Annotated in this window: 21 protein-coding genes; 12 read left to right on the forward strand and 9 right to left on the reverse strand. The window is 68.4% G+C overall.

What is annotated here, in order from left to right:
* Positions 1-35 precede the first annotated feature (35 nt).
* Complete coding sequence (gene dnaG, locus ACF66B_RS16360) at positions 36-2,027, reverse strand: DNA primase (RefSeq protein ID WP_111429914.1); 1,992 nt, start codon at positions 2,025-2,027, stop codon at positions 36-38.
* Positions 2,028-2,114: 87 nt separating this feature from the next.
* A complete protein-coding gene (locus tag ACF66B_RS16365; protein WP_111429913.1) occupies positions 2,115-2,711 on the reverse strand; it encodes a LysE family translocator in 597 nt (198 codons plus the stop codon).
* A 72-nt stretch (positions 2,712-2,783) separates the two neighbouring features.
* Between ACF66B_RS16365 and ACF66B_RS16370 the strand changes: the two genes are divergently transcribed.
* Positions 2,784-3,236: an Lrp/AsnC family transcriptional regulator gene (locus ACF66B_RS16370; protein ID WP_111429912.1), complete on the forward strand. Its 453-nt coding sequence runs from the start codon at positions 2,784-2,786 to the stop codon at positions 3,234-3,236.
* 17 nt (positions 3,237-3,253) lie between these two features.
* Here ACF66B_RS16370 and ACF66B_RS16375 read toward each other — a convergent pair whose 3' ends face one another.
* A complete protein-coding gene (locus ACF66B_RS16375; RefSeq protein WP_111429911.1) occupies positions 3,254-3,949 on the reverse strand; it encodes a L,D-transpeptidase in 696 nt (231 codons plus the stop codon).
* A gap of 157 nt (positions 3,950-4,106) precedes the next feature.
* Here ACF66B_RS16375 and ACF66B_RS16380 point away from each other — a divergent pair, with 157 nt between their 5' ends.
* Positions 4,107-4,379, forward strand: coding sequence for a hypothetical protein (locus ACF66B_RS16380; RefSeq protein WP_111429910.1), 273 nt, complete (start codon positions 4,107-4,109; stop codon positions 4,377-4,379).
* A 13-nt stretch (positions 4,380-4,392) separates the two neighbouring features.
* Here the strand turns inward: ACF66B_RS16380 and ACF66B_RS16385 are convergent, their stop codons facing one another.
* Together ACF66B_RS16385 and ACF66B_RS16390 are read right to left on the reverse strand one after the other, a co-directional pair.
* Positions 4,393-5,358: a Gfo/Idh/MocA family protein gene (locus ACF66B_RS16385; RefSeq protein ID WP_111429909.1), complete on the reverse strand. Its 966-nt coding sequence runs from the start codon at positions 5,356-5,358 to the stop codon at positions 4,393-4,395.
* A gap of 87 nt (positions 5,359-5,445) precedes the next feature.
* Positions 5,446-7,311, reverse strand: a complete 1,866-nt coding sequence (locus tag ACF66B_RS16390; protein WP_111429908.1) for a sulfotransferase — start codon at positions 7,309-7,311, stop codon at positions 5,446-5,448.
* Positions 7,312-7,492: 181 nt separating this feature from the next.
* On the opposite strand from ACF66B_RS16390, the gene ACF66B_RS16395 reads away from it, so the two are divergent.
* Entirely contained in the window at positions 7,493-8,404 is a 912-nt protein-coding gene (locus ACF66B_RS16395; RefSeq protein ID WP_111429907.1) for a pirin family protein, read from the forward strand.
* A gap of 18 nt (positions 8,405-8,422) precedes the next feature.
* Here ACF66B_RS16395 and ACF66B_RS16400 read toward each other — a convergent pair whose 3' ends face one another.
* Positions 8,423-9,025, reverse strand: a complete 603-nt coding sequence (locus ACF66B_RS16400) for a hypothetical protein (protein ID WP_162683268.1) — start codon at positions 9,023-9,025, stop codon at positions 8,423-8,425.
* Positions 9,026-9,306: 281 nt separating this feature from the next.
* Here ACF66B_RS16400 and yajC point away from each other — a divergent pair, with 281 nt between their 5' ends.
* From yajC to ACF66B_RS16425, 5 genes are all read left to right on the forward strand, one after another.
* Complete coding sequence (gene yajC / locus ACF66B_RS16405) at positions 9,307-9,633, forward strand: preprotein translocase subunit YajC (RefSeq protein ID WP_111429905.1); 327 nt, start codon at positions 9,307-9,309, stop codon at positions 9,631-9,633.
* 60 nt (positions 9,634-9,693) lie between these two features.
* On the forward strand, positions 9,694-11,358 hold the full coding sequence (secD, locus tag ACF66B_RS16410; protein ID WP_111429904.1) for a protein translocase subunit SecD: 1,665 nt from the start codon (positions 9,694-9,696) through the stop codon (positions 11,356-11,358).
* A gap of 80 nt (positions 11,359-11,438) precedes the next feature.
* A complete protein-coding gene (gene secF, locus ACF66B_RS16415) occupies positions 11,439-12,395 on the forward strand; it encodes a protein translocase subunit SecF (protein WP_111430001.1) in 957 nt (318 codons plus the stop codon).
* A gap of 71 nt (positions 12,396-12,466) precedes the next feature.
* Positions 12,467-12,832 carry an Mth938-like domain-containing protein gene (locus ACF66B_RS16420; protein ID WP_111429903.1) on the forward strand — a complete coding sequence of 122 codons (366 nt, stop codon included), beginning with the start codon at positions 12,467-12,469 and terminating at the stop codon, positions 12,830-12,832.
* Positions 12,833-12,989: 157 nt separating this feature from the next.
* On the forward strand, positions 12,990-13,589 hold the full coding sequence (locus ACF66B_RS16425) for a superoxide dismutase (RefSeq protein WP_111429902.1): 600 nt from the start codon (positions 12,990-12,992) through the stop codon (positions 13,587-13,589).
* Positions 13,590-13,697: 108 nt separating this feature from the next.
* Here the strand turns inward: ACF66B_RS16425 and ACF66B_RS16430 are convergent, their stop codons facing one another.
* Positions 13,698-15,344: a HAMP domain-containing histidine kinase gene (locus tag ACF66B_RS16430; RefSeq protein WP_111429901.1), complete on the reverse strand. Its 1,647-nt coding sequence runs from the start codon at positions 15,342-15,344 to the stop codon at positions 13,698-13,700.
* Positions 15,345-15,633: 289 nt separating this feature from the next.
* Between ACF66B_RS16430 and rarD the strand changes: the two genes are divergently transcribed.
* The gene (rarD, locus tag ACF66B_RS16435) at positions 15,634-16,611 is read left to right on the forward strand and encodes an EamA family transporter RarD (protein ID WP_111429900.1); all 978 of its coding nucleotides are present in this window, start codon (positions 15,634-15,636) and stop codon (positions 16,609-16,611) included.
* Here rarD and ACF66B_RS16440 read toward each other — a convergent pair.
* Complete coding sequence (locus tag ACF66B_RS16440; RefSeq protein WP_111430000.1) at positions 16,518-17,078, reverse strand: TIGR00730 family Rossman fold protein; 561 nt, start codon at positions 17,076-17,078, stop codon at positions 16,518-16,520. The two genes, rarD and ACF66B_RS16440, sit on opposite strands and share 94 nt — an antisense overlap.
* Before the next feature lie 155 nt (positions 17,079-17,233).
* On the opposite strand from ACF66B_RS16440, the gene ACF66B_RS16445 reads away from it, so the two are divergent.
* On the forward strand, positions 17,234-18,382 hold the full coding sequence (locus ACF66B_RS16445) for a LysM peptidoglycan-binding domain-containing protein (protein ID WP_111429899.1): 1,149 nt from the start codon (positions 17,234-17,236) through the stop codon (positions 18,380-18,382).
* A 4-nt stretch (positions 18,383-18,386) separates the two neighbouring features.
* Positions 18,387-20,213 (forward strand): ABC transporter ATP-binding protein/permease, encoded by a 1,827-nt coding sequence (locus ACF66B_RS16450; RefSeq protein WP_111429898.1) that lies wholly within the window; start codon positions 18,387-18,389, stop codon positions 20,211-20,213.
* 61 nt (positions 20,214-20,274) lie between these two features.
* Here the strand turns inward: ACF66B_RS16450 and ACF66B_RS16455 are convergent, their stop codons facing one another.
* Positions 20,275-21,378, reverse strand: a complete 1,104-nt coding sequence (locus ACF66B_RS16455) for a hypothetical protein (RefSeq protein ID WP_111429897.1) — start codon at positions 21,376-21,378, stop codon at positions 20,275-20,277.
* Positions 21,379-21,664: 286 nt separating this feature from the next.
* Here ACF66B_RS16455 and trmFO point away from each other — a divergent pair, with 286 nt between their 5' ends.
* Positions 21,665-23,041: a methylenetetrahydrofolate--tRNA-(uracil(54)-C(5))-methyltransferase (FADH(2)-oxidizing) TrmFO gene (trmFO, locus tag ACF66B_RS16460; RefSeq protein WP_111429896.1), complete on the forward strand. Its 1,377-nt coding sequence runs from the start codon at positions 21,665-21,667 to the stop codon at positions 23,039-23,041.
* Positions 23,042-23,044: the final 3 nt, after the last annotated feature.

Below are 23,044 nucleotides of genomic sequence, written 5' to 3' on the forward strand. Positions count from 1 at the left end.
GTTAATTAAGTACGAATCAGCGATTCGCAATGTCGTCATCGAGTCTTCGGCTGACGGGAGTTGTGGCGGGCGATCATGCTTTCGAGTTCTCGGGACAGCGAAGCCTCGTCTTCAGACGACTGGCCCGCTTCGGCGAGCGGTCGGGTGTTTGCCTCGAATTCGGCACTCACCGCCTCGCTGAGACGCCAGGTCAGACCCTCGCCTTCATCGGCGATGATCTCGCGCTGGGCCTCGAGCGTTTCCGCTGAACGGCCGAGTGTCGCTGCATGTCGCGTCAGTTCCTCGTCAATCGCGCGCCGGGCCTGCTCGGGTTCCGCCGATCTCGAAAGATAGCGGTTCGCGCGCACCTGCCCCGGCGCCAGAAGGTCGATCAATGGATTGCGGCCTGTTCGCTGGCCTATGGCGCGTCCGAGCTCTTCCGCCGGATCGGGGGCATTTAGGGCCGCTTCGAGCGAAGACAAGAGGGCGTCACGGATTTTTTCGAGATCCGGACAGGTGAAAGGCACCCGTTCGAGCCGATCCTCGAACTCCGTCGCGAGCTCGGGATGGTTGATGCAGCCCGCGAGGATCGCGCATTCGCGGATGCGGCTTTCGGCAAAAAGGCCGGGCTCGCCGCGCCCGAGCAGGGAGGCGAGCGTCTCGGGGCGGGGGGCCGCGGCGACGGTCCAGGGCAGGCGGCCGCGAGCCTTGCGGCCGTGGTGCGGGGTGCCGGTGCGGCGGACCGGTCGCTCCTCCCGCTCCGGCGTGGCGAAGAGCTTGGCGCGGCGGGTGCGGATCTCGCTCTGGTAATGGGCGCGGAGGTTCTCGTCGCGGATGCTTGCGAGCTTGGCCTTCAGCCGCGTGTCGAGGGCCGCCCGGCGCTCGGGGCTGTCGAGCACCTGGCCTTCGGTCTCGCGGCTCCAGATCAGCTCGACCATCGGCAGTGATTCGGAAATGATTCGCTGCATGGCTTCCGCGCCGCCATGGCGCACCACGTCGTCCGGATCCTGCCCCGCCGGGAGCAGTGCGAATCGCAGGGCGCGGCCGGGGGCGAGCAGCGGCAGGGCGAGCTCGATCAGCCGGTGGGCGGCGCCGAGCCCGGCCTTGTCGCCGTCGAGGGCGACGACGGGTTCCGGCGAGAGCCGCCAGATCGCCTCGAGCTGGGCCTCGGTGATCGCGGTGCCGAGGGGGGCGACAGCGTGCTCGATCCCGGCCTCGGCGAGCGCGATCACGTCCATGTAACCCTCGGTCACCACCAGCGCGCCGGCCTTGTGGGCCGCCGTGCGTGCCGGGCCGATGTTGTAGAGGCTCCGGCCCTTGTCGAAGAGCGGCGTCTCGGGCGAGTTGAGGTATTTCGGCTCCTGACCTTCGGCGATGGCGCGGGCGCCGAAGGCGATGGCGCGGCCGCGGGTGTCGCGGATCGGGAACATGATGCGATTCCGGAAGCGGTCATAGGGCGATCCGCCCTCGCGCGGCAGGCCGACAAGCCCAGCCTCCACAAGCTTTTTCCGCTCGAACCCCTTGTCCGTGAGATGCTCGAGCAGAAGCGTGCGGCCCTCCGGGGCAAAGCCGATCTCGAAGCGCTCGATCGTGGCCCGCGCAAGCCCGCGCCGCTCGAGATAGGCGCGGGCGGCCGTGGCGCGAGCGCCGTTGAGCTGCAGCCGGTAGAACTGGACGGCGGCCTCCATCGCCTCCGCGAGCCCCTTGGCCTCGGCGGCGCGGGCGGCGGCGGCGGGATCCTGCGCCGGCAGGCTCATGCCCGCCTCGCGCGCGAGCGTCTCGACCGCCTCCATGAAGCCCATGTTCTCGGTCTCGCGCAGGAAGCTCAGCGCGTCCCCCTTGGCATGGCAGCCGAAGCAGTAGTAAAATCCCTTTGCATCGTCGACATGGAACGATGCAGTCTTCTCATGGTGGAAGGGGCAGGGGGCCCAGTAATCGCCGCGCGCAGCGATGCTCTTCCGCGGGTCCCACGTGACCTTTCGGCCCACGACCTGAGCGATCGAGACGCGGTTGCGAAGCTCGTCAAGGAAGCCGGGAGGAAGACTCATCGCGCGAATATCCGCGCATGCGCCGGGGTTTGCAAGTGGCCGCGTGCCCGCGGGCGGCGGTTGCGTCCGCGCCGCGGCATTCCTGCATCAGGCGAGCAGCACCGGCCAGAGCGAGCTGACCAGCAGCAGAGCGATCGCGGCATTGAAGACCCGGAGGCGCCGTGGATTGCTGAGGAAGCGGCGCAGGTTCTGTCCGAGCAGCGCCCAGAGCGCGATGGCGGGCAAGCCGATCAGGCCGAAGGCGAGCGCCACCGCGAGGATGGTGTGGAGGTCGCGGCTGGGGGCATAGACGGTGATGCCGGTCAGCGCGATGGTCCAGGCCTTGGGGTTCACCCACTGGAAGAGCGCGGCCTGCAGGAAGCTGAAGGGCCTTCGCGCCGCTGCGGCCTCGGCCGAGGGCGGCGCGGCCGACGCGATTTTCCAGGCAAGCCAAAGCAGATAGACGACGCAGGCGACCTTGAGCGCGAGCCCCGCCGCGGGCCAGGCCTCGAGGAGCCCCATGAGGCCGATTCCCACCAGCGAGACCATTACAATCATGCCGAAGGAGATGCCGAACATGTGCGGCAGCGTCCGGAGCGCGCCGAAATTGGCCCCGGAGGCCATCAGCATCAGGTTGTTCGGCCCCGGGGTGATCGTGCCTACGAGGACGAAGAGGGCAAGGGCGGTGATCTGTTCCTGTGTCATGGCGCAAGTATATGCGAAACTGGAGGCAATTTGCTTGCTAAATTGGGCGTTATGGTCGTATAGACACAATATATGACGAAAATAGACCGGATAAACGACAGGATATTGCAGGAGCTGGCGGCGGACGGGCGGCTCAGCAATGCCGAGCTCGCCGAGCGGGTGGGGCTCTCGCCTTCGGCCTGTCTGCGCCGGGTGCAGGAGCTCGAGCGCTCGGGGGTGATCCTCGGCTACCGCGCGGTGATCGATCCGGGCGCGCGCGAGATTGGCTTTGTGGCCTACATGGCGGTCGGACTTTCGGTGCACACAAAGGCCGCGCAGGAGGCGTTCGAGCGCGGCGTGGCGCGGGCGCCGGAGGTGCGCGAGTGCCACAACGTCACCGGTACGGTGGAATATCTGCTGAGGGTCGAGGTGGCCGACCTTGCCGCCTACAAGGTCTTCCACACCGATGTGCTCGGCACCCTGCCGCAGGTGAATTCCATCGTGACCTATGTGGTCATGGGCTCGCCCAAGGACGAGCGGGCCTGACGGGCGGCGCGCCGGGCTTACATCACGACGACATGCGCGCCCGGTTGCACCCGGCTCTGGAGCTCGATCACGTCCTGGTTCAGCATGCGGAAGCAGCCCGAGGAGGCGGCATAGCCGATGCTGCCCGGATGGTTGGTGCCGTGGATGCGGTAGCCCGAGTCGTGGCCGTCGAAGTAGATGTAGAGGGCGCGGGCGCCGAGCGGGTTGTTGACGCCGCCGGGCTGTCCCTCGCGCCAGCGTTCGAGGCTCGGGTCGCGGGCGATCATTTCGGGGGGCGGCGTCCAGGTCGGCCAGCGTGCGCTCCGGGCGATGACGCCCTGACCGGTCCAGCCGAAGCCCTCGCGGCCCACTGCGATGCCGTAGCGCGTCGCCCGGCCTTCGCCCTCGATGTAGTAGAGAAACGGCCCCTTGGTATCGATCACGACGGAGCCCGGCGCCTCGGCCGTCTCGAAAGCCACCTCGTTGCGCAGCAGGGCCGGGTGGTATTTCGTCACGTCGATTGCGGGCACGGTGCGACTGCCGTCCGGCAGTGCCGCGTAATGGGCGAGGGTCGCCGCATCAAGCACCGGTGCAAGCGGCTGCACCACGGGCGCAGCGGCGGTCACGGCGCGGCTTGGTGGCGGCACCTCCTCGACCGTTCCGGTCTCCATCATGCAACCGGTGACGGCAAATCCCATGGCCAAGAGGCCAGGCAGGTGAAACAGTCTGCGCATGTCAAAAGCCCCTTCTCAGGATCGGGCAATACTCGTTGATATACAAGACGCCATTTTGGCGTGCGGGGCCTGCGGCGCACGATTCGCGGCCCGAATGTCCAAGGAGTATGCAATATTCCTTGCGCTAAGCTGAAAACAACTTGCCGGGAGGGCAGGAATGTCACGATTTCTGCGGGGAGTGCTGTGGGTCTTCGTCGGGCTCTACGCCTTGGCGCTGATCGTCTTCCTGCTTGGCACCTATGGAATTGCGGGCGTCGCGCGCGATCCGCTCTCGGGGGTCTACCTCATCCTGCTCGGCCAGCCCTGGGTGCGCTGGATCGACCATCTGCCGGAAGGCGCATGGCCAGCCGCCGCGGCGCTGGCGCCGGCCGTCAACCTGCTTCTTCTCCGCCTGCTCGAGCGCGTGGCCGCCGCCCGCTCCGGGAGCTGAGCGGCGCGGGCGGTCAGCCGGCGGCGTCGTAGATCATGTCGATCATGCGCTGGTTGCCGCGCGAGAACTCGAGCGGGCAGGGATAGCTGGCGCCGTCGAGGATCGCGGCATGCACCGCATCGGCCTGGAGGTGATACTGCTCCGCCCGGTCGAAGCGTTCGCGCCGGGTGCTGCCATCGGCAGAGCGCAGCTCGACGATCACGGGGCCGTAGACCTCGGCATTGAAGGGCGCATGCACCGAGAGCCATCCCGTCTCGCCATGGAAGGTCATGAGCTGGCGCGGCGCCATGCGCATCGAGATGTAGAAGTCCATGTGGAACTCCGGGAAGACGGCGGCGACGCGGGCGGTGGCGTCGATGCCGTTTTCCCAGTCGACCGAGGCGGTGACGCTCTCGGGCTCGGCCCCGGTGACGAAGCGGGTGACGATGCAGGGATAGACGCCAATGTCGCGCAGCGCGCCCCCGGCGAGATCGGCCTGGTTGCGGACATTCTCCGCGTCGTCATTGAAGAAGCTGAAAGCGCCCTGCACATGGCGCAGCCGCCCGATCGCGCCCTCGGCCAGCAGCTCCCGCACGCAGCGCCACTGCGGGTGGTGGGTCACCATGAAGCCCTCCGCCGCGAAGAGCCCGGTGCGGTCGCGCGCGGCGATGATGCTGTCGATCTCCTCGGCGCGGAGCGCGATCGGCTTCTCGCAAAGCACGTGCTTGCCCGCCTCGAGGCTCTTCAGGGTCCATTCCACATGGGCGGCGTTGTGGAGCGGGATGTAGACGGCGTCGATGTCGGGATCGGCGAGCAGCGCGTCGTAGCTTCCGAAGCTGCGGGCGTCATAGCGTGCCGCCAGCGCCGCGGCGCGTGCGGCATCCCGGCTCGCCACGGCGGCAACCTCGCCCCGGCTGCTCTTGTGGAGCGCGGGACAGACGAATTCGCGCGCGATCTTCGCCGCGCCGAGAATACCCCAGCGGATGGGTGAGACGGCCATGCTTTCCTCCCGTTTGCTGCGCGCGATCCTAGCGGATTCTCCTGCCGCGGGGAAAGGCGGGCGCGGGCCGGGCGGACGTCGGCCGCCTCAGTCCGCGAGCGCCGCCCTGAGCGGCCCGAGCCAGGGCTCGTAATTGTGCCAGGCCTCCGAGCTGCCGCGATACATCTTGCGACGCACCTGTGCGGCACTCGCCGTCATCACCGCCCGCCGGGTCTGGTGGAAGTCGAGGCAGGCGTCCTCCCAGTCGAGCCCGGCATGCGCGATCATCCGGCGGCTGTCTGCCTCCTGGTTCTCCGTCAGGTGCTCGTAGTTCACATCGAGGATCCGGCCGGGGAAGCGCTGGTGCCAGAAGGCCATCAGCGCGCGGTAGAGGCGGAAGTAGCGCCCGAGATCCTCGAGGTCGTAGGCATAGCCGTTACCCCGGCTGGTGAAGCGGTGCTTGAAGATCGACCAGCAGGTCGCGACCGGATCGCGCTCGACATGGATGATGCGCGCCTCGGGCAGCGCGGCGGCGATGAAGCCCACGAAGCGGAAGTTGAGCGGCATCTTGTCGACCACGACGGGCCGGGCAATCCCGAGCTTTGCCAGCTCGGCGCGGTATTCGTCGCGGACAAGGCAGAGCTGCTCGGCCGTGACCGGCCCGTCGAGGCTCGCACCCTCGAGGCCGAGCGCGCGCCCGGCGGCCCGGGCCATGAATTCGAGTTCTCCCGCACCATGGACGCTGCCGTGGCTGGCGAGGATCTGCTCGATGAGCGAGGTGCCCGAGCGCGGCATCCCGAGCACGAAGACGGGGCGGGGGCCGTCGCCGGGGCGCTCCGGGATCGCCGGCGGCCCGGCCTCGGGGAAAGCCGCGCGAATGCGGGAAAAGAGCGCGAGATCGGTGCGGAAGCTGTAGCCCGATTCGCGTTTCCGCAGCCTGTTGCCTTCCTGGTAGCGCGCGAAGCTTTCCTCCCAGAGCCCTGCGTCCTCGAGCGCCTTGCCGAGACCGAAGTCGAGGAAGATGCGGTCGAGGGCGGGCAGGTCCTTGCGCGCGAGCAGCGCCCGCATCTCGTCGAGATGCGGATCGTTTGCCTCGTGCTTGCGGTGATTGCAGAGATTGAAATGGGCCTCCGCGTAGTCGGGTCTGAGCGCGATGGCGCGGGCGAAATGCCCGGCGGCGGACTTGCGATCGCCCATCGCCCCCAGCACTGCCCCGATGTTGTTCTGGACGGCCGAGGCCTCCGGCGCGCGGCTCCGGGCGGCCTCGAGCGCCACGAGCGCCTCGGCATGCCGGCCCATCGCATAGAGGGCGGCGCCGAGCTTGTTGTGAATCTCCGGCGCCTCCGGGCTGAGCTTCAGCGCGATGTCATAGCTCGAGAGCGCCTCTTCGTGCTTGCCGAGCATCATCAGCGCCTCGGCGGTGTTCACATAGGTCTCGGCGTAGTCCGGGTTGAGCTTCATCGCCGCGGCGAAGGAAGTGAGCGCGTCCTGCGGCTGGTCGAGCGCGACAAGCGCGCAGCCGAGATTGACATGAGCCATTGGCAGGGAGGGCTTGAGGAGGATCGCCTGGCGCGCGCAATCCGCGGCCTCGGCGGTGCGGCCGAGCTGGCGCAGCGCCGCGCTCCGCCCGCCATGGGCCTCGGCGCAGGCGGGATCCGCGGCGATGGCTTCGGCATAGGCCGCCTCCGCCCCCGCCGCGTCGCCGCCCGCGAGCAGCTTCTGGCCGCGGATGCAGGCCGAGCGCGCCGGATCGGGCCCCTCGGCGGTGGGCCGGGCCCGGCGCTTCAGCGCGCTGCGTTTGTGGTCGAGCACCTCGCTGGTGATCTCGCGCAGGCCGCTGAGCGCGCGCTGGTTCTGCGGAAAGCGCGCCAGCACGTCGCGATAGAGTGCCTCGGCCTCGGCGAGATCGCCCTTCCGCGCGTGCGTTTTCGCCCGGGACAGCGTGCGGTCGATCGATTGCGGCTTGCCCGTCATGGCCCGGTCCTCGCGTTCTGCTGGTGCTCAGGCCCCAAGGTCTCCGCGCAAAGGGTTTCCAAATTCCGAATGCTCGGCGTGTGGTGGCGTTTGATTGGAAACAATCTGTCGAGTTGCGGGCTCGTTGTCTCCGGAGTGGCCGGGGTTATCTTTGCGGCAAGCAAATGACGGGAGATGCGACATGTCTTTCAGAGCCGTGAAGAGCGAAAGCCGCGCCATGCCGACCACGGAAGGGGCGGGCGTGCACCTGCACCGGGTCTTCGGATTCGGCGATCCGGCGGAGAGCGATCCGTTCCTGCTCCTCGACGATTTCCGCAATGACGATCCTGCCCGCTACAGGGCCGGGTTTCCCTGGCATCCGCATCGCGGCATCGAGACCATAACCTATGTGCTCGAGGGCGAGGTGGAGCATTCCGACAGCCTCGGCAATCGTGGCCTGCTCGGGGCGGGCTCGGTCCAGTGGATGACCGCGGGCTCGGGCATCATGCACCAGGAAATGCCGCGCGGAAACGCGAAGGGCCAGATGCACGGCTTCCAGCTCTGGGCGAACCTGCCTTCCTCGCTCAAGATGACCCGCCCGCGCTACCAGGACATCCAGGGCGGCGACATTCCCGAGATCATCGACGATGACGGCACCCGCGTGCGCATCGTCGTGGGCAGCTTCTGGGGCAAGACGGGGCCGGTGGACGGGATCGCGGCCGAGCCGATGTATATCGACGTCTCGGTGCCACCCAATGTGGTGAAGACCCTGCCGGTCGATACCTACGCCAGCGCCTTCGCCTATGTCTTCGCAGGCTCGGGCCGGTTCCGCGATGCCTCGAACCCCGTTGGCGTGCGGGTGGAAAAGGAGTTCCGGGGCGAGGAGCTCAACATCCGTGACCTGACCGGCAACCGCACCCTGGTGCGCTTCGACACCGGCGATTCGGTGCGCGTCGAGGCCGGGCCCGAGGGCATGCGCTTCCTGCTGGTGACGGGCCGTCCGCTGCAGGAGCCGGTGGCCTGGCACGGCCCGATCGTGATGAACACCCGCGAGGAGCTGATCCGCGCCATGCGCGACCTTCAGGCAGGGACCTTCATCCGCGAGAGCGCCTGACGCCGGAGGCCGCCTGCCTCAGGGCAGGAAATGCACCCAGCAGCGGACGGGCGCGAGCCCCTCGAGCACCGCGATCATGCGGCAGGAGGGGCCGAGGCGCGCGCTGAAGACACCGGCCGCGCGCCGGTGGCGCTCGGTCACCGCATTGAGCGCGAAGAGCGCGCGTTTGGGCTCGACGGTCGCCGGATCGAGCGGGCTGAAGCCCAGGTGATCCGCGGCGCCGTCCGGTCCCGGCGGGGTTGCCACCAGCAGGCCGAAGCGCCGCTCCATGCGGCAGCCGGTCCGGCGCGGCGAAATGACCAGCACGACATTGCACCCCCCATCCCCGGCGGCAAAGCCGGGGGCGTAGAGCGCGGCCGGGCGCGTGGCAGCAAGCCCGCGGGCGGGAAGCACGATGTCACCCGCGCGCCCCTCGTAGCGGCCATGGCCGAGATGCCAGTCAACCTCGATGTCATACTCGGTGGTGTTGCGGAGGATGCAGAGCAGATCCCGTGGCCCGCGCAGCCGGCTTGCGACACCCTCGATCGCCTCGGCCTCGATCGCGCCCACGGGCCAGAAGAGTGCGCCGGGGGGTGTTCCCCGCGCGACCGCCTCTCCAGCTGGTCCCTGCAGTTGCGTCATCGGCCGTCCTGATACCTCGAAACCGGTATTTGAACAGAAACTTTACCGCGCCGTACCGGAGAGCCACTGTGACGGCCATCACACCCGATCGGAAAAACCTGCGGATGCAGGCGGAAACGTGGCGATCCCGGGCCCTCGCATGGCGCAAGAGCGCCCGGGCCGCCGTGCCTTGCCATTGGCAGAGGCGGACGGTAGTGTCCGCGCGATTTTGCGGGCGGCGAGGGCGGCCCGAACTGGAACCAGACGGGGCCCCGGCCCCGCGACAAGCGGAAGGGCCATTCATGTTCGCAACACCTGCATTTGCGCAAGCCGCGGGGGCGCCCGCCGGCGCCGGAGGACTGATCAGCTTCGTGCCGATCCTGCTCATCTTCGTCATCATGTATTTCCTGATGATCCGCCCGCAGCAGAAGAAGGTGAAGGAGCACAAGGCCATGGTTGCGGCCCTGCGCCGCGGCGACCAGGTCGTCACCTCGGGCGGCCTCATCGGCAAGGTGACCAAGGTCGCCGACAACGAGGTCGAGCTCGAGATCGCGCCCAACGTGAAGGTCAAGGTCGTGCGGCCGACGATCAGCCAGGTTCTGAGCAAGACCGAGCCCGCCGAGGGCTGACGCGCGCCGTGTCGCGGGGCGCCGGATCCGGGCGCCCTGCGCTGGGAATAGGACCCCTTGATGCTGCAATTCCCGCTCTGGAAGCGACTGGCCATTCTTCTCGTCTGCCTGGCCGGCCTCGCCACCGCCTTTCCGAACCTGTTCTACAACCGGGTCGAGCGCGCCAATGACGCCCGGCTCGCGCTCGAGCAGGGGGCCCAGCCCACGCCCGAACTCGAGGCGGATGCGGCCGCCTGGCCCTCCTATCTGCCCTCGGGTCTCGTCAATCTTGGGCTCGACCTTCGGGGCGGCGCGCATGTGCTCGTCGAGGTCCAGACCTCGGACGTCTATGCCGAGCGCATGGAGAGCCTCTGGCCCGTCCTGCGCGACGCGCTGCGCGACAAGCGCGACGAGATCGGCACCGTGCGCCGGCTCGAGAGCAAGCCCGACGAGCTGGAGATCCGCATCGGCAACCCGCAGGCGATGAGCGCGGCGCTCGACGCGGTGCGCGCGGCCTCGCAGCCGGTGCTCTCCTTCACCGGCGCCGGCTCGCGCGATTTCGAGGCGAATGCCGACGGGGACCGCATCGTCGTGACCCTTTCGGACGCCGAGCGCGCCGCGATCGACGAACGCACGCTCCAGCAGAGCCTCGAGATCATCCGCCGCCGCGTCGACGAGACCGGCACGCGGGAACCGACGATCCAGCGCCAGGGCAGCGACCGCATCCTTGTCCAGGTCCCCGGCATCGGCTCCGCCGAGGAGCTCCTGAAGGTCATCGGCCAGACGGCGCGGCTGTCCTTCCATGCCGTCGTCTCGCGCACCGATAACCCCGACACCGAACCCGGCCTCGACGAGGTGCTCTATCCGGCGATGGACACCGACGGGCTCTACTACGTGCTCGAACGTCGCGCAGTGGTCACCGGCGAGCAGCTCGTCGATGCCCAGCCAAGCTTCGACCAGAACGGCCGCCCGGCGGTGAGCTTCCGCTTCAACGCCAGCGGCGGCGCCGCCTTCGGCCGCTTCACGGCCGATCATATCGGTGAACCCTTCGCGATCGTGCTCGACGGCGAGGTGATCTCCGCGCCGGTCATCCAGACCCATATCGCGGGTGGATCGGGGATCATCACCGGCAATTTCTCGCCCGAGGAATCGAACCGCCTCGCGGTGCTGCTGCGCGCCGGTGCGCTTCCCGCCGAGATCAAGGTGCTCGAGCAGCGCACGGTCGGCCCGGAGCTCGGGCGCGACTCGATCGAGTCGGGCGAGATCGCCGCGGCGGTCGCCGCCGTCGCCATCATCGCCTTCATCATCGCGAGTTACGGGCTCTTCGGGGTCTTCGCCTCGATCGCGCTCGTCACCAACATCGTGCTGATCCTCGCGCTCATGACCCTGCTCGGCGCCACGCTCACCATGCCGGGCATCGCGGGCCTCGTGCTCACGATCGGCATGGCGGTGGACGCCAACGTGCTGATCTTCGAACGCATCCGCGAGGAAGCGAGGTCCGGGCGGGGGCCCGCACGGGCAATCGAGCTCGGCTTCGAGAAAGCCTTCTCCTCGATCCTCGACGGCAACCTCACCACGCTCATCGTCGCGGTGATCCTCTATGCGATCGGCGCCGGTCCTGTCCGCGGCTTCGGCGTGACGCTGGCCCTCGGCCTCCTCTGCTCGGTCTTTACCGCCGTCTTCGTCACCCGCATGATGATCACGGGCTGGTTCGACCGGCGGCGCCCGAAGGTGCTCGCGCTATGACGATGACCAAGGCAACGACGAGCACGGCAACGCGCTGCGGGCCCGCGCGCCCCTCCGCCAGCGGGAGACGATAGATCATGATGCGCCTGCGCCTGGTCCCCGAGGAGACCAATCTCGATTTCTTCCGCCCGATGCGCTTCTGGCTCGCCGTATCGATCATCGGCGTGATCGGCACCCTGATCCTGCTGCCGGTGCGGGGGCTCAACTTCGGCGTCGATTTCCTCGGCGGCTCGCTGATCCTCGCCGAGTTTCCCGAAACCCACGAAATCGGCGACTATCGCACGCTGCTGAATGGCCTCGATCTCGGCGCGGTCGCCGTCACCGAGGCTTCGGGCGGCCATGGCGGCCAGGTCGTGCTGATGCGCATCGGCTCGAACGGCGAGGCCGACCAGTCGCAGGTCGTTGCCACCGTGCGCGGCGCGCTCGATGCTGCCTATCCGGGCGTCCAGTATCTCCAGGTCGACAGTGTCGGCGGCAAGGTCTCGGGCGAGCTGGTGCAGACCGGCGTCATCGCGGTCGCGCTCGCGGTGGTCGCCATCATGTTCTACATCTGGCTGCGCTTCGAGTGGCAGTTCGCGGTGGGGGCGGCGATCTCGCTCATTCACGATGCCATCGTGACGGTCGGGATCTTTTCGCTCCTGCAGTTCGAGTTCAACCTCCAGATCGTCGCCGCGATCCTCACGATCATCGGCTACTCGATCAACGACACGGTGGTGGTCTTCGACCGCGTCCGCGAGAACCTGCGCAAATACAAGACCAAGCCGCTCAAGGACGTGATGAACCTCGCGCTCAACGAGACGCTCAGCCGCACGGTGCTCACCTCCGGCACGACGCTCATCGCGCTCGTTGCCCTGCTTCTGCTCGGTGGCCCGGTCACCTGGGGCTTTGCCTTCGCGGTGATCTTCGGGGTGCTGAGCGGCACCTATTCCTCGATCTGGGTCGCGAGCGCCATCGTGCTGCGGCTCGGCGTCAAGCGGGACTGGAGCAAGCCGGGCGGCGGCGCGGCAGGTACCAAGTTCGCCAACGTGGACGCCTGAGCGCGTCCCTGCCGCGCGCCCCGGCTCCGACCGGGGCGCCGCGCCCCGCGACCTTGCGAGGGAGGACAGCAATGCAGACCGTCGAGATGACGTTCCGGGACGGCGCACGGCCGATCGACGGCTACGGGCCCGGCGCCTTCCGCATCGCGGGCGAGGTGCACCGCGGGCCGCTTGCGGTACTGCCCGGCGGCCTTATGGCCTGGGCCGGGCTCCACGATCTCTCGATCTTCGCGGACCGCGCGGCCGAGATCGACGTCCTGCTCGTCGGCCTCGGCGCGACCCTCGTGCAGCCCGGAGCGGATTTCCTCGCCGAGCGCACCCGCCTCGAGGCGGCGGGCATCGGCGTCGAGTTCATGGTCACGCCCTCCGCCTGCCGGACCTACAACGTGCTCCTGGCCGAGGGCCGCCGCGTCGCGGCCGCGCTCGTCCCGGTCTGACCCGCTCGCGAGGCCGTGAACGCGCTGCTCCCTGAGTAAGGAACTTCCCCGCAGCCGAGGGGTTTTGCCTTGGAACGGGAGCGCCTATAAGGCGATAACCGGCCGTTGCCAGAATGCTTCCCGATGGGGCGCGGCCCAACAGACAGAGGGGATATAAATGCCTTTTGAACTTCCCGACCTTCCCTATGCCCATGACGCGCTTGCCGATCTCGGCATGTCGAAGGAAACGCTCGAGTACCACCACGACATCCACCACAAGGCCTATGTCGACAACGGCAACAAGCTGATTGCCGGCACCGAGTGGGAAGGCAAGTCGGTCGAGGACATCATCACCGGCACCTATTCCGCCGATGCGGTGGCCCAGTCGGGCATCTTCAACAACGCCTCCCAGCATTGGAACCACACCCAGTTCTGGAAGATGATGGGCCCGGGCGAGAAGAAGATGCCGGGCGATCTCGAAGCGCGGCTGACCGAGTGCTTCGGCTCCGTCGACCAGTTCAAGTCCGACTTCTCCGCCGCCGGCGCCGGCCAGTTCGGCTCGGGCTGGGCCTGGCTCGTCGCAGAGAGCGATGGCGGCCTCAAGGTCACCAAGACCGAGAACGGCGTGAACCCGCTTTGCTTCGGCCAGAAGGCCCTGCTCGGCTGCGACGTGTGGGAGCATTCCTACTACATCGACTTCCGCAACAAGCGCCCGGCCTATCTCACCAACTTCCTCGACAAGCTGGTGAACTGGGAATACGTCGCCTCGCAGCTCTGAGGCACGCGAGGCTGCCCGTCCGCGCCGCGGCCCCGCCGCAAGGCACAGGACAGACAGGATCGGACCCGGCCCCTGCGGCCGGGTTCTGCATTTTCAGCCCGCCATCTTTCAGCCAGCCATACGGGCACTGCCCGGAAGGTGCAGGATCCAGGTCTGGACGCGGCCCTCGATCGTCACGCTCAGATAACCGCCATGCCAGCGCGCCACCCGATCGACGAACTGGGTCGAAGGGCGGATGGGCACCGGCGTCTGGGCTTCGCCCGCCGGCGGGATGCCACCGCAGGAGATCCGGATCTCCTGCATCTCGTCCTCGGCGATGAGGCGCACGCTGATGATCGGGGTCGCATCGGCGGAGCGCGCCATGGCGCGGGCCAGCAGGCGCTCGACGGCGCAGGTCAGCAGGAACCGGTCGCCCCGGATCCGGCCGTGCGCCTGCTCCCTGAGAATCGCCGGCTGACGGGGTCCGTTGCGGAAACCGCCCTGGGCGATGCTCGCCTCCAGCACGTCGCGGAAGTCCAGCGTCTCGATGTCGAGCGACCGGGGCCGGAGCGTGTCGGGCTGCCCGAGGCTCGCGAGCAGCTGCGAGAGGGCGCGCGCCTCGGAGAGGATCTCCTCGGCCGTCTCCCGCGCCTCTCCGGTGCGTTCGACGCTGAGCAGCTCGCTGAGCTGGAGCGCGCTGTGGCGCAGGCGAATGGCAAAGAGCCGCATGTCCTCGCCAAGCGCATGCGCAAGCTGGGCATAATCGTCATGGGCCGTGTTGAGCAGCTCCGTCGCGCGCGAGAGATCCTGCTGCAGCTTCGGCGCGGCCTGGGCCCCCGATACCTTCAGAACGCCCCGGCGGAAGAGCAGCGGCAGGACGATGCCGGCGGCGGCAAACCCGACGGCAAGCCCCGCGGCGCCGAGGGCGAGGGCGGACACGCTCGGGTCGTGCGCGCCGGCCTCCGCGGGCGTGATGGCGATGCGCAGGCCCGCGGTGAGGGCGAAGGCCGTGAGCCCGATCGCGGTGCGGCGGCTGGGCGGCTGCCCCCGGGCGGCCGCCGACATGCTCGCAATCTCCCGGTCCGCGGCGAGGAAGAACACCCCGATGACGCTGAAGGCGATGGCTTCCGGGAAGGAGATGCCGCCGAGGAACGGTGACAGGAAGAGCGGGGGGTGGTTGAGGACATATCCGGCGAGCGTTGTGCCGGCAAAGCCGAGGATGATGCCGTCGATCGCCAGCGCGAGCAGCGGGGCGGGAGCTGCGACCAGAATGCTGCTGGCGACGAGGATGAGCATGGCTGCCGAGCTCGGACAGAGGATCAGCACGGCGCTGCCTTCCATCGCGGGCTCGTGCGGGCTCACCAGCGGCTGGATGAGAGCGTATTGCAGCAGGGCTGCGATCCCGGTCGTGATCGGCAGGATCCAGCAGGCGGTGCGCGCGGCGGGTATCCACGAGAGCATGAGCAGACCACCCAGCAGCATCAGCACATAGGCGTTGAGCGGATCGAGCGGGATCCAGCTCGCGCGGCCCTGGGCAAGCCAGGTATCGCCGGTCGATTGCCCCATCACCCCCGCAATTCCGAGAAGCAGCACGATCGCGCCGGCGACGAACCGAAGCGACGGCAAGGGGCCACGGTAGGGAATTCCTATGCGGGGCTCCCCTGCCGGCATCGGGCCGGCCAGGACGCCGAGCGGGTCGCGCCCGGGCGCGGCGCCATGCCGAAGATGGGCGTCGCCGCGCAACCCCTGGGGAAGTGAAAATCTGTTGAGAACCATGGCGGCAAGCGCTCCCACGACGAGGATACGAAAACGGAAAAAATGACTTTTCAAAAGATCAGGCGCATTCATCGGAGCACAATCGTCGCAACAAGCTACAGGCCGCGCCGAAAACAATCAACTGTGAGTTGTTAAGTGTTGATCCGACCGAGCCTCTCACGCGGCATTCCGTCCTTGTGATGGCGGTCGGAATGCGCCACCCGGATGAAGGCCCAGTCCGGACTGTCCGGTCCGGGATCGGGCGCGGCGCCGCGCTTCGGGACGTGGGCCTCAGGGCCGGAGGTGAGCGATGACGGATGCGTTCAAGGGGCTGCTTGCAATGACCGCCGCCGCGGCGGCCTGGGGCCTGTCGGGGATGTATTACAAGCTGCTCGCCGAGGTTCCGGCGCTCGAGGTGCTCAGCCATCGCATCCTCTGGAGCGCGGTCTTCTTCGGCGCGCTGATCCTCGTGCGGGGCAGGGGGGCGGAGGTGGCCGAGGTGCTCGGCCACCGCCGGACGCTGCGCCTGCTCGTCTGGGCGGCGCTCTCGATCGGCGCGAACTGGTTTCTCTTCATCTATTCGATTCAGGGCGGCCTGGCGCTCGAGGCGAGCCTCGGCTACTACATCTTCCCGCTGGTGGCGGTCACGCTCGGCGCCCTGACCTTCGGCGAGCGGTTCTCACGCGGTCAGGCGGCGGCGCTCGCCCTTGTGGCTGCGGCGGTGCTGGTGCTTACCATCGGCCTCCACGCGCCGCCCTGGATCGCGCTCATCCTCGCCGGAACCTTCGCCACCTATGGCCTGCTCAAGAAGCGGACCCGTACCGGCCCGGTCATCTCCGTCTTTGCCGAAACCGCGGTGCTTCTGCCTGCCGCGCTCGTCTGGCTCGCGGGTGCCACCTTCGCGGGCTGGACGGGGCCGGGAACCGCGGCCCAGGCGGGCTGGTTCGGCCATGACTGGCAGGTCTCGCTGCTCCTCGTGGGATCTGGCATCATCACCGCGCTGCCGCTCAACCTCATGTCCTACGCTGCGCAGCGGGTGAAATACTCGACCCTCGGCCTCGTCCAGTATCTCAATCCGACGCTCCAGTTCGCCGTCGCTGTGGCGGTCTTCGGCGAGCCCTTCACCCGCTGGCACGCCATCGCCTTTCCGATGATCTGGACCGCGCTGCTGCTCTATGCCGCCGAGAGCCTGCGTCAGGAAAGGGCTTCGCGCAGGCTCGCCATCAGCGAGGCCACGCTGTCGACCGGGGTGAGAAACGCAAGGAACTCCGGTTCGGCAAAGCCCTGATCGACGACATGGCGCAGCAGCGCCAGCAGCGGGTCCCAGTAGCCGTCGCAATTGAGCAGATAGACCGGCTTCTGGTGCAGCCCGAGCTGGCGCCAGGTCAGCACCTCGAAGAGCTCGTCGAGCGAGCCCGGCCCCCCGGGCAGCGTCACGATCGCATCGGCGTTCATGAACATGACCTTCTTGCGCTCGTGCATCGTCTCCGTGACGATGAAGGTAGAGAGGTCGCGCTTGCCGACCTCGCGCCGCATGAGATGCACCGGGATCACGCCGAAGGTCGTGCCGCCCGCTGCCTGGGCCGCGCGCGCGACCGCCCCCATGAGGCCCACGTCTCCCGCGCCGTAGACCAGCCGGTGGCCCGCCTCGGCCAGTGCCGTGCCGAGCGCGGTCGCCGCTTCGGCATGGGCGGGGTTCGTGCCGGTACGTGAGCCACAGAAGACACAGACGGATTTCACTGATTCGGGCTGCATGGACAGATTCACCTGATCACATTATCCTGTGTTTCGAGACTTTTAAGACAATTGCCTGCCAATCCTGCACACGTGCTAGCAGGTTGCCGTCCCCACGGCGAGCCCGGATCGCACGGACAGGGCGCCCCGCCCGGAGCGGATGGAGGATGCAACCTATGGAAGAAAAAACGGAATCCAGGACTCGCAGGAAGCTCGCGGCCGGGGCGGTCTCGGCGGCGATTCTTCTGCTCCTCATCTACGCGACTCGGCCGGAACCTCTTGTGCCTCAGGTGCCGGAGCTGGACGCCGAGACCGGGGCGCCGCTGGCCGATGCCGCGCCGGGCGCAGGCCCCGGAGAGCTCGCGGACGCCGGGTCCGCGGCGCCGCAGGCCGAGGGCTTCGAGCCCGCCGCTGCCCGCCCGCCCGCATCCGGCCCCGCCTTCGACATCGTGCGCGTCGAGCCCGATGGTTCGGCGGTGGTCGCGGGCACCGCGCGCCCCGATGCCAAGGTCACCATCTATGCCGATGGCATGCCGCTCGCGGCGGTCGAGGCCGATGACGACGGCAGTTTCGTCGCGATCTTCCGGGCCGACCCGGCCCGCGGCGCTCAGGCGCTCACCATGGATGCCGAAACCGCCGACGGCACCCGCACCGCCTCCGACGAGGTGGTGATGCTGCTGCCCGACGCCTCCAGCACCGCGGCCGCGCCGCCCGCCGCCGGGGATGCCCCCGCCGCACAGGCGCCCGCACCCTCCGTCGCCGCCACCGCGATCCTCAGACCCGGCTCCGTCGATGTCCTGCCCGTCGCGCGCCCCGCGGCAATGGCCGCGCCCATCGACACCGATCAGGTCTCGCTCGGCTCGATCTCCTACACCCAGTCGGGCGAGATCGAGCTGCAGGGCGCAGGGCCCAGGGGCACCGGGCTTCGGGTCTATGTCGACAACCGCCTTGTGCAGCAGGGCGATGTCGGCGGCAACGGCCGCTGGGTGCTGCGCCTCGCCGACATCGACCAGGGGCTCTACCGGCTGCGGATCGACCAGGTCGGCGCCGACGGACGTGTCGCGAGCCGCGTCGAGACGCCCTTCCAGCGCGATTTCCCCGAAGGCCCGCGCCCGCGCCCCGGCCGTACGCTGCCCGGCATGCAGCCGGGCGTGCTCGCGACCGTCCAGCCGGGCGGCACGCTCTGGACGCTGGCGCGGAGCTATTACGGTTCGGGCGTGCTCTACGCCCAGATCTTCACCGCGAATCAGGAGCTGATTCGCGACCCGGACTTGATCTATCCCGGTCAGGTTCTATCTATTCCGGGCCTCGACGAGACGAATTGAGCCCATGCCACCCAGCACCGACACGCTTCCGCCGGAACCCCGCGGTTCCGGATGGCGGACCATTCGCAAGGTTGCGCCCTACCTCTGGCCCGCCGACAACCGGGAGGTGCGGCTGCGCGTCGTGCTCGCAATGGCGGCGCTCGTGGTCTCCAAGCTCGCCACCGTCACCACCCCATTCTTCTTCAAGGCCGCCGTCGACGGGCTCGCGCCGGAGGATCCGGCCGCCCAGGCGGGCTTCCTCCTCGTCGCCGGCCCCGTCGCGCTCACGGTCTTCTACGGCCTCATGCGGCTCGCGGGCGTAGGCTTCGCCCAGCTCCGCGACGGCATCTTCGCCCGCGTCGGCCAGCGCGCGCTGCGGCTCCTCGCCATGGAGACCTTCCGCCACATCCACGCGCTCAGCCTGCGCTACCACATCACCCGCAAGACCGGCGGGCTCAGTCGCATCATCGAACGCGGGGTGAAGGGCGTCGATTTCCTGCTGCGCTTCCTGCTGTTCTCGATCATCCCGCTCATCCTCGAGCTCGCCCTTGTCGGCGCCATCCTCTTCTGGGTCTTCGATATCTGGTATCTCGCGGTGGTCGCCGTCACCATCGCGCTCTACGTCTGGTTCACCTTCAAGGTCACCGAATGGCGGGTGCAGATCCGCCGGCGGATGAACGAGCGTGACCAGGACGCCAACCAGAAGGCCATCGACAGCCTGCTGAACTTCGAGACGGTGAAGTATTTCAACGCCGAGGAACGCGAGGTCCGGCGCTACGACGAGTCGATGGCGGGCTACGAGGCGGCGGCGGTCAAGACCGGCGTCTCGCTCGCCTGGCTCAACTTCGGCCAGTCGCTGCTCATCACCGCAGGCCTCGCCGCGGTCATGGTCATGGCGGCGCGCGGGGTGCAGGCCGGCAGCCTCACCGTGGGCGATTTCGTCATGGTCAACGCCTACATGATCCAGATCACCATGCCGCTCAACTTCCTCGGCACGGTCTATCGCGAGATCCGCCAGTCGCTCGTCGACATGGCGGCGATGTTCGACCTGCTCGGCCAGCCCGCCGAGATCGAGGACCGCCCCGGCGCCGCCCCGCTCGCGGTCAGCGGCGGCCGGATCGAGTTCCGCGACGTGAGCTTCGCCTACGACACCGAGCGCGGCATCCTTCGCGGGCTGAATCTCACCGTGGCGCCAGGCGAGACGGTTGCGGTGGTCGGGCCCTCGGGCTCGGGCAAATCCACGATCGGGCGGCTGCTCTTCCGCTTCTACGATGTCCGGGAGGGAGCCGTGCTCATCGACGGCCAGGACCTGCGCGACGTCACCCAGACGAGCCTGCGCGCCGAGATCGGCATGGTCCCGCAGGACACCGTGCTCTTCAACGATACCATCCGCTACAACATCGCCTACGGCCGCCCCGGGGCGAGCCGCGAGCAGATCGAGGCGGCGGCGCGCGCGGCACAGATCCACGATTTCATCCGCTCCTTGCCGGAGGGCTACGACACCGTCGTCGGCGAGCGCGGCCTCAAGCTCTCGGGCGGCGAGAAGCAGCGGGTGGGGATCGCCCGCACGCTGCTCAAGGATCCGCCGATCCTCCTGCTCGACGAGGCGACGAGCGCGCTCGACACGGAGACCGAGCGCGACATCCAGGACAGCCTGCGCCGGATGGGCGAGGGGCGGAGCGTCATCACCATCGCCCACCGCCTCTCCACCGTGGTCGATGCCGACCGGATCGTCGTGCTGGAAGGGGGCGAGGTCGCCGAGGAAGGCACCCACGAGGCGCTGCTCGCCCGGCGCGGCCGCTACGCCCGGATGTGGGCGCGGCAGGCCGCCGAGCGCGAGAACGCCGCCTGACGCCGGGGAGAGCCGGGCGACGGCCCCGCGCACCGGCCCCCTGCGGGCCGGATGGGGGGGCTCAGCTCGGCGCGAAGCCGAGGCTGGTCTGCGAGCCCAGATTGTCGAACTCGGGCAGATAGCTCGACTCCCGCATGATGACCACGACCGAGACGATCGGGCGGGCCAGTTCATCCGTCACCTCATGGCAGGTGAACCGCACGAGCCGCGTGCCGTTGCCGCCCGGCCGGGTGATCCGCGCGAGGACGTTGGAGAGGTTCTCGCCCGAAATCGCGCACTCCAGCAGGTCCGGGATCTCGAGGTCTTCTTCGGACGTGCCCGCCGGGATGATCTGGATCGCCTCCGGCCAGATGAAGGGCGGCAGTGCCTCGGCCCGACCGAGCAGTCGCCGCGCCGCGGCATTGAGGAAGATCACCTCGCGCCGGGGTGAGAGACCGATCACGCCCTCGTCGATCTGGTCGAGCAGATAGGCTGTCTGCCGCCCGGCCGCGCCGCGCAGGCCCTGCGTGTCCATTTGCCGCTTGCGCAGCATGAATATACTCAGCGTCATCAGCACTGCGCCGACGAGCGAGAACCAGTCGCTCAGCTGATCGATCTGCTCGTTGAGGCTCTCGATGCGGAGGATCAGGTCGCGCCGGACCGACGCGACGAGCTGGGCGAGGTTCTCGATCGCGTCGCCGTCATAGATCCGCACCAGCCGGTCGAGTTCCGGGGAGGACTTGCCGCTGCCCGCCAGCTCCTTCAGCAGCTGCAACGCCGTGGAATACTGTTCCAGCGTGTTGCGGGTGGGCAGGAGATCGATGGGCGCACCGGCCGAGGCCGAAAGCCGCGAGATGTTGTCGAGGGTCCGGAACGAACTGGCGAGATTGGCCTCGGCCGAGTGGAGATAGAGCAGTTCGGTGGGCCGCAGGATCGCGTTCTTGAAATTGTGGATGAAACCGCCGTAGCCGATCTCGCTCTCGAAATCGACAACCTGGTTCAACAGCTCGGTGTTGCGCTCGAGCAGTCGCGCCTGGGCCTGGCGCAGCTCGCCGAGACGGATCCAGAAATTCGCAAGCACCACGATCAGCAGAACACCGAGCCCGACGATCGCCGCATCCATTATGAACGCGCGCCGCCTTTGCGCCGCATCGCGTTTCAGATAGCCCTGCATCCAGTTGATCATCGATTGTCTCGCCTATTTTGAAATGAAATCGGGTGAATATGGCTGTGCTGCGCCGTCGGCGGAGGCCGGCCGTCGGCGGGCACATGCGTGTGCGAGCGCTCCGGTGCGGCGCGCGGGATGCGATTCTGTCTGTTGCGGTCTCATACCGAGCCTGCCTCCTGGTGTTTCATCCTGCCGCCGTGGGGCGAGGGCGCATTCTAGTCCTTGCGCGGTGGCGTTGCGTGTTGGGGCGGATCCCGCGCACGCCGCTCTTTCCATTTCCACCGCGCTGGCCTAGATGCGCGGGATGGAGAAGATCGCCCCCATTCATGTCATCGGCGGCGGCATGGCCGGTTCGGAGGCCGCCTGGCAGGCGGCAAGCCTCGGCGTGCCCGTCATCCTGCACGAGATGCGCCCCCAGACCGGCACCTTCGCCCACCAGACGGACGGGCTGGCCGAGATGGTGTGCTCGAACTCCTTCCGCTCCGACGATGACGAACAGAACGCCGTCGGGCTGCTGCACTGGGAGATGCGGGCGCTCGACGGGCTCGTCATGGCCTCGGCCGATGCCCATTCCCTGCCCGCAGGCGGCGCGCTCGCCGTCGATCGCGAGCCCTTCAGCCGCTGGATCACCGAACGTCTCGCCGCCCATCCGCTCATCACGATCGAGCGCGGCGAGATCGCGGGCCTGCCGCCCGCGGAATGGGACAGCGTCATCGTCGCCACCGGCCCGCTCACCAGCCCTGCGCTGGCGCAGGCCGTGCAGGGCCTCACCGGCGAGGACGGCCTCGCCTTCTTCGATGCGATCGCGCCCATCGTGCATTTCGAATCGGTCGATCTCAGCCGGGCCTGGTTCCAGTCGCGCTACGACAAGGGTGAGACCGAGGCGGAGCGCACGGCCTATCTCAACTGTCCGATGGACCGCGCCCAGTATGAAGCCTTCATCGACGCGTTGCTCGCCGCCGAGAAGACCGAGTTCAAGGACTGGGAGCGCGACACGCCCTATTTCGAGGGCTGCCTGCCGATCGAGGTCATGGCCGAACGCGGCCGCGAGACCCTGCGCTTCGGCCCGCTGAAGCCCGTCGGCCTCACCAACCCGCATGCGCCGGAGGTGAAGCCCCATGCCGTGGTGCAGCTCCGCCGCGACAATGCGCTCGGCACGCTCTTCAACATCGTGGGCTTCCAGACCAAGATGAAATACGGCGCGCAGGCCAAGGTCTTCCGGATGATCCCGGGCCTCGAGAACGCCGCCTTCGCCCGCCTCGGCGGCATCCACCGCAACACCTTCCTCAATTCGCCGCGCCTGCTCGACGACCGGATGCGCCTCCGGGCCCGCCCGGCACTGCGCTTCGCGGGCCAGGTGACCGGCGTCGAGGGCTATGTCGAGAGTGCGGCGATGGGCCTGCTCGCGGGCCGCATGGCCGCCGCCGAGCGCCTCGGCCGCGATCTGCCGCCGCCGCCGCCCACCACCGCGATGGGCGCGCTCGTCAACCACATCACCGGCGGTGCCGAGGCCCGGACCTTCCAGCCGATGAACGTGAACTTCGGCCTCTTCCCGCCGCTCCCGGAGGCGCGTGGCGGCCGGCGCGGGCGCAAGGAGCGCTACCGCGGCTATACCGACCGCGCCAAGGCCGATCTCGCCGCCTGGCGCGACGCTGCCGCGCTGGCGCCCGCGCCGGCCTGAGCG

The sequence above is a fragment of the Amaricoccus sp. B4 genome, assembly GCF_043226085.1.
Lineage (GTDB): Bacteria > Pseudomonadota > Alphaproteobacteria > Rhodobacterales > Rhodobacteraceae > Amaricoccus.

Coding starts and splice junctions, on each gene's coding strand:
- ACF66B_RS16455 (WP_111429897.1), bottom strand. CDS start 21,378: ATGATCAACTGGATGCAGGGCTATCTGAAACGCGATGCGGCGCAAAGG.
- ACF66B_RS16370 (WP_111429912.1), top strand. CDS start 2,784: ATGACGAAAATAGACCGGATAAACGACAGGATATTGCAGGAGCTGGCG.
- rarD (WP_111429900.1), top strand. CDS start 15,634: ATGACGGATGCGTTCAAGGGGCTGCTTGCAATGACCGCCGCCGCGGCG.
- ACF66B_RS16400 (WP_162683268.1), bottom strand. CDS start 9,025: ATGACGCAACTGCAGGGACCAGCTGGAGAGGCGGTCGCGCGGGGAACA.
- ACF66B_RS16380 (WP_111429910.1), top strand. CDS start 4,107: ATGTCACGATTTCTGCGGGGAGTGCTGTGGGTCTTCGTCGGGCTCTAC.
- ACF66B_RS16420 (WP_111429903.1), top strand. CDS start 12,467: ATGCAGACCGTCGAGATGACGTTCCGGGACGGCGCACGGCCGATCGAC.
- ACF66B_RS16425 (WP_111429902.1), top strand. CDS start 12,990: ATGCCTTTTGAACTTCCCGACCTTCCCTATGCCCATGACGCGCTTGCC.
- trmFO (WP_111429896.1), top strand. CDS start 21,665: ATGGAGAAGATCGCCCCCATTCATGTCATCGGCGGCGGCATGGCCGGT.
- ACF66B_RS16430 (WP_111429901.1), bottom strand. CDS start 15,344: ATGGTTCTCAACAGATTTTCACTTCCCCAGGGGTTGCGCGGCGACGCC.
- ACF66B_RS16390 (WP_111429908.1), bottom strand. CDS start 7,311: ATGACGGGCAAGCCGCAATCGATCGACCGCACGCTGTCCCGGGCGAAA.
- ACF66B_RS16385 (WP_111429909.1), bottom strand. CDS start 5,358: ATGGCCGTCTCACCCATCCGCTGGGGTATTCTCGGCGCGGCGAAGATC.
- secD (WP_111429904.1), top strand. CDS start 9,694: ATGCTGCAATTCCCGCTCTGGAAGCGACTGGCCATTCTTCTCGTCTGC.
- ACF66B_RS16445 (WP_111429899.1), top strand. CDS start 17,234: ATGGAAGAAAAAACGGAATCCAGGACTCGCAGGAAGCTCGCGGCCGGG.
- yajC (WP_111429905.1), top strand. CDS start 9,307: ATGTTCGCAACACCTGCATTTGCGCAAGCCGCGGGGGCGCCCGCCGGC.
- dnaG (WP_111429914.1), bottom strand. CDS start 2,027: ATGAGTCTTCCTCCCGGCTTCCTTGACGAGCTTCGCAACCGCGTCTCG.
- ACF66B_RS16365 (WP_111429913.1), bottom strand. CDS start 2,711: ATGACACAGGAACAGATCACCGCCCTTGCCCTCTTCGTCCTCGTAGGC.
- secF (WP_111430001.1), top strand. CDS start 11,439: ATGCGCCTGCGCCTGGTCCCCGAGGAGACCAATCTCGATTTCTTCCGC.
- ACF66B_RS16440 (WP_111430000.1), bottom strand. CDS start 17,078: ATGCAGCCCGAATCAGTGAAATCCGTCTGTGTCTTCTGTGGCTCACGT.
- ACF66B_RS16375 (WP_111429911.1), bottom strand. CDS start 3,949: ATGCGCAGACTGTTTCACCTGCCTGGCCTCTTGGCCATGGGATTTGCC.
- ACF66B_RS16395 (WP_111429907.1), top strand. CDS start 7,493: ATGTCTTTCAGAGCCGTGAAGAGCGAAAGCCGCGCCATGCCGACCACG.
- ACF66B_RS16450 (WP_111429898.1), top strand. CDS start 18,387: ATGCCACCCAGCACCGACACGCTTCCGCCGGAACCCCGCGGTTCCGGA.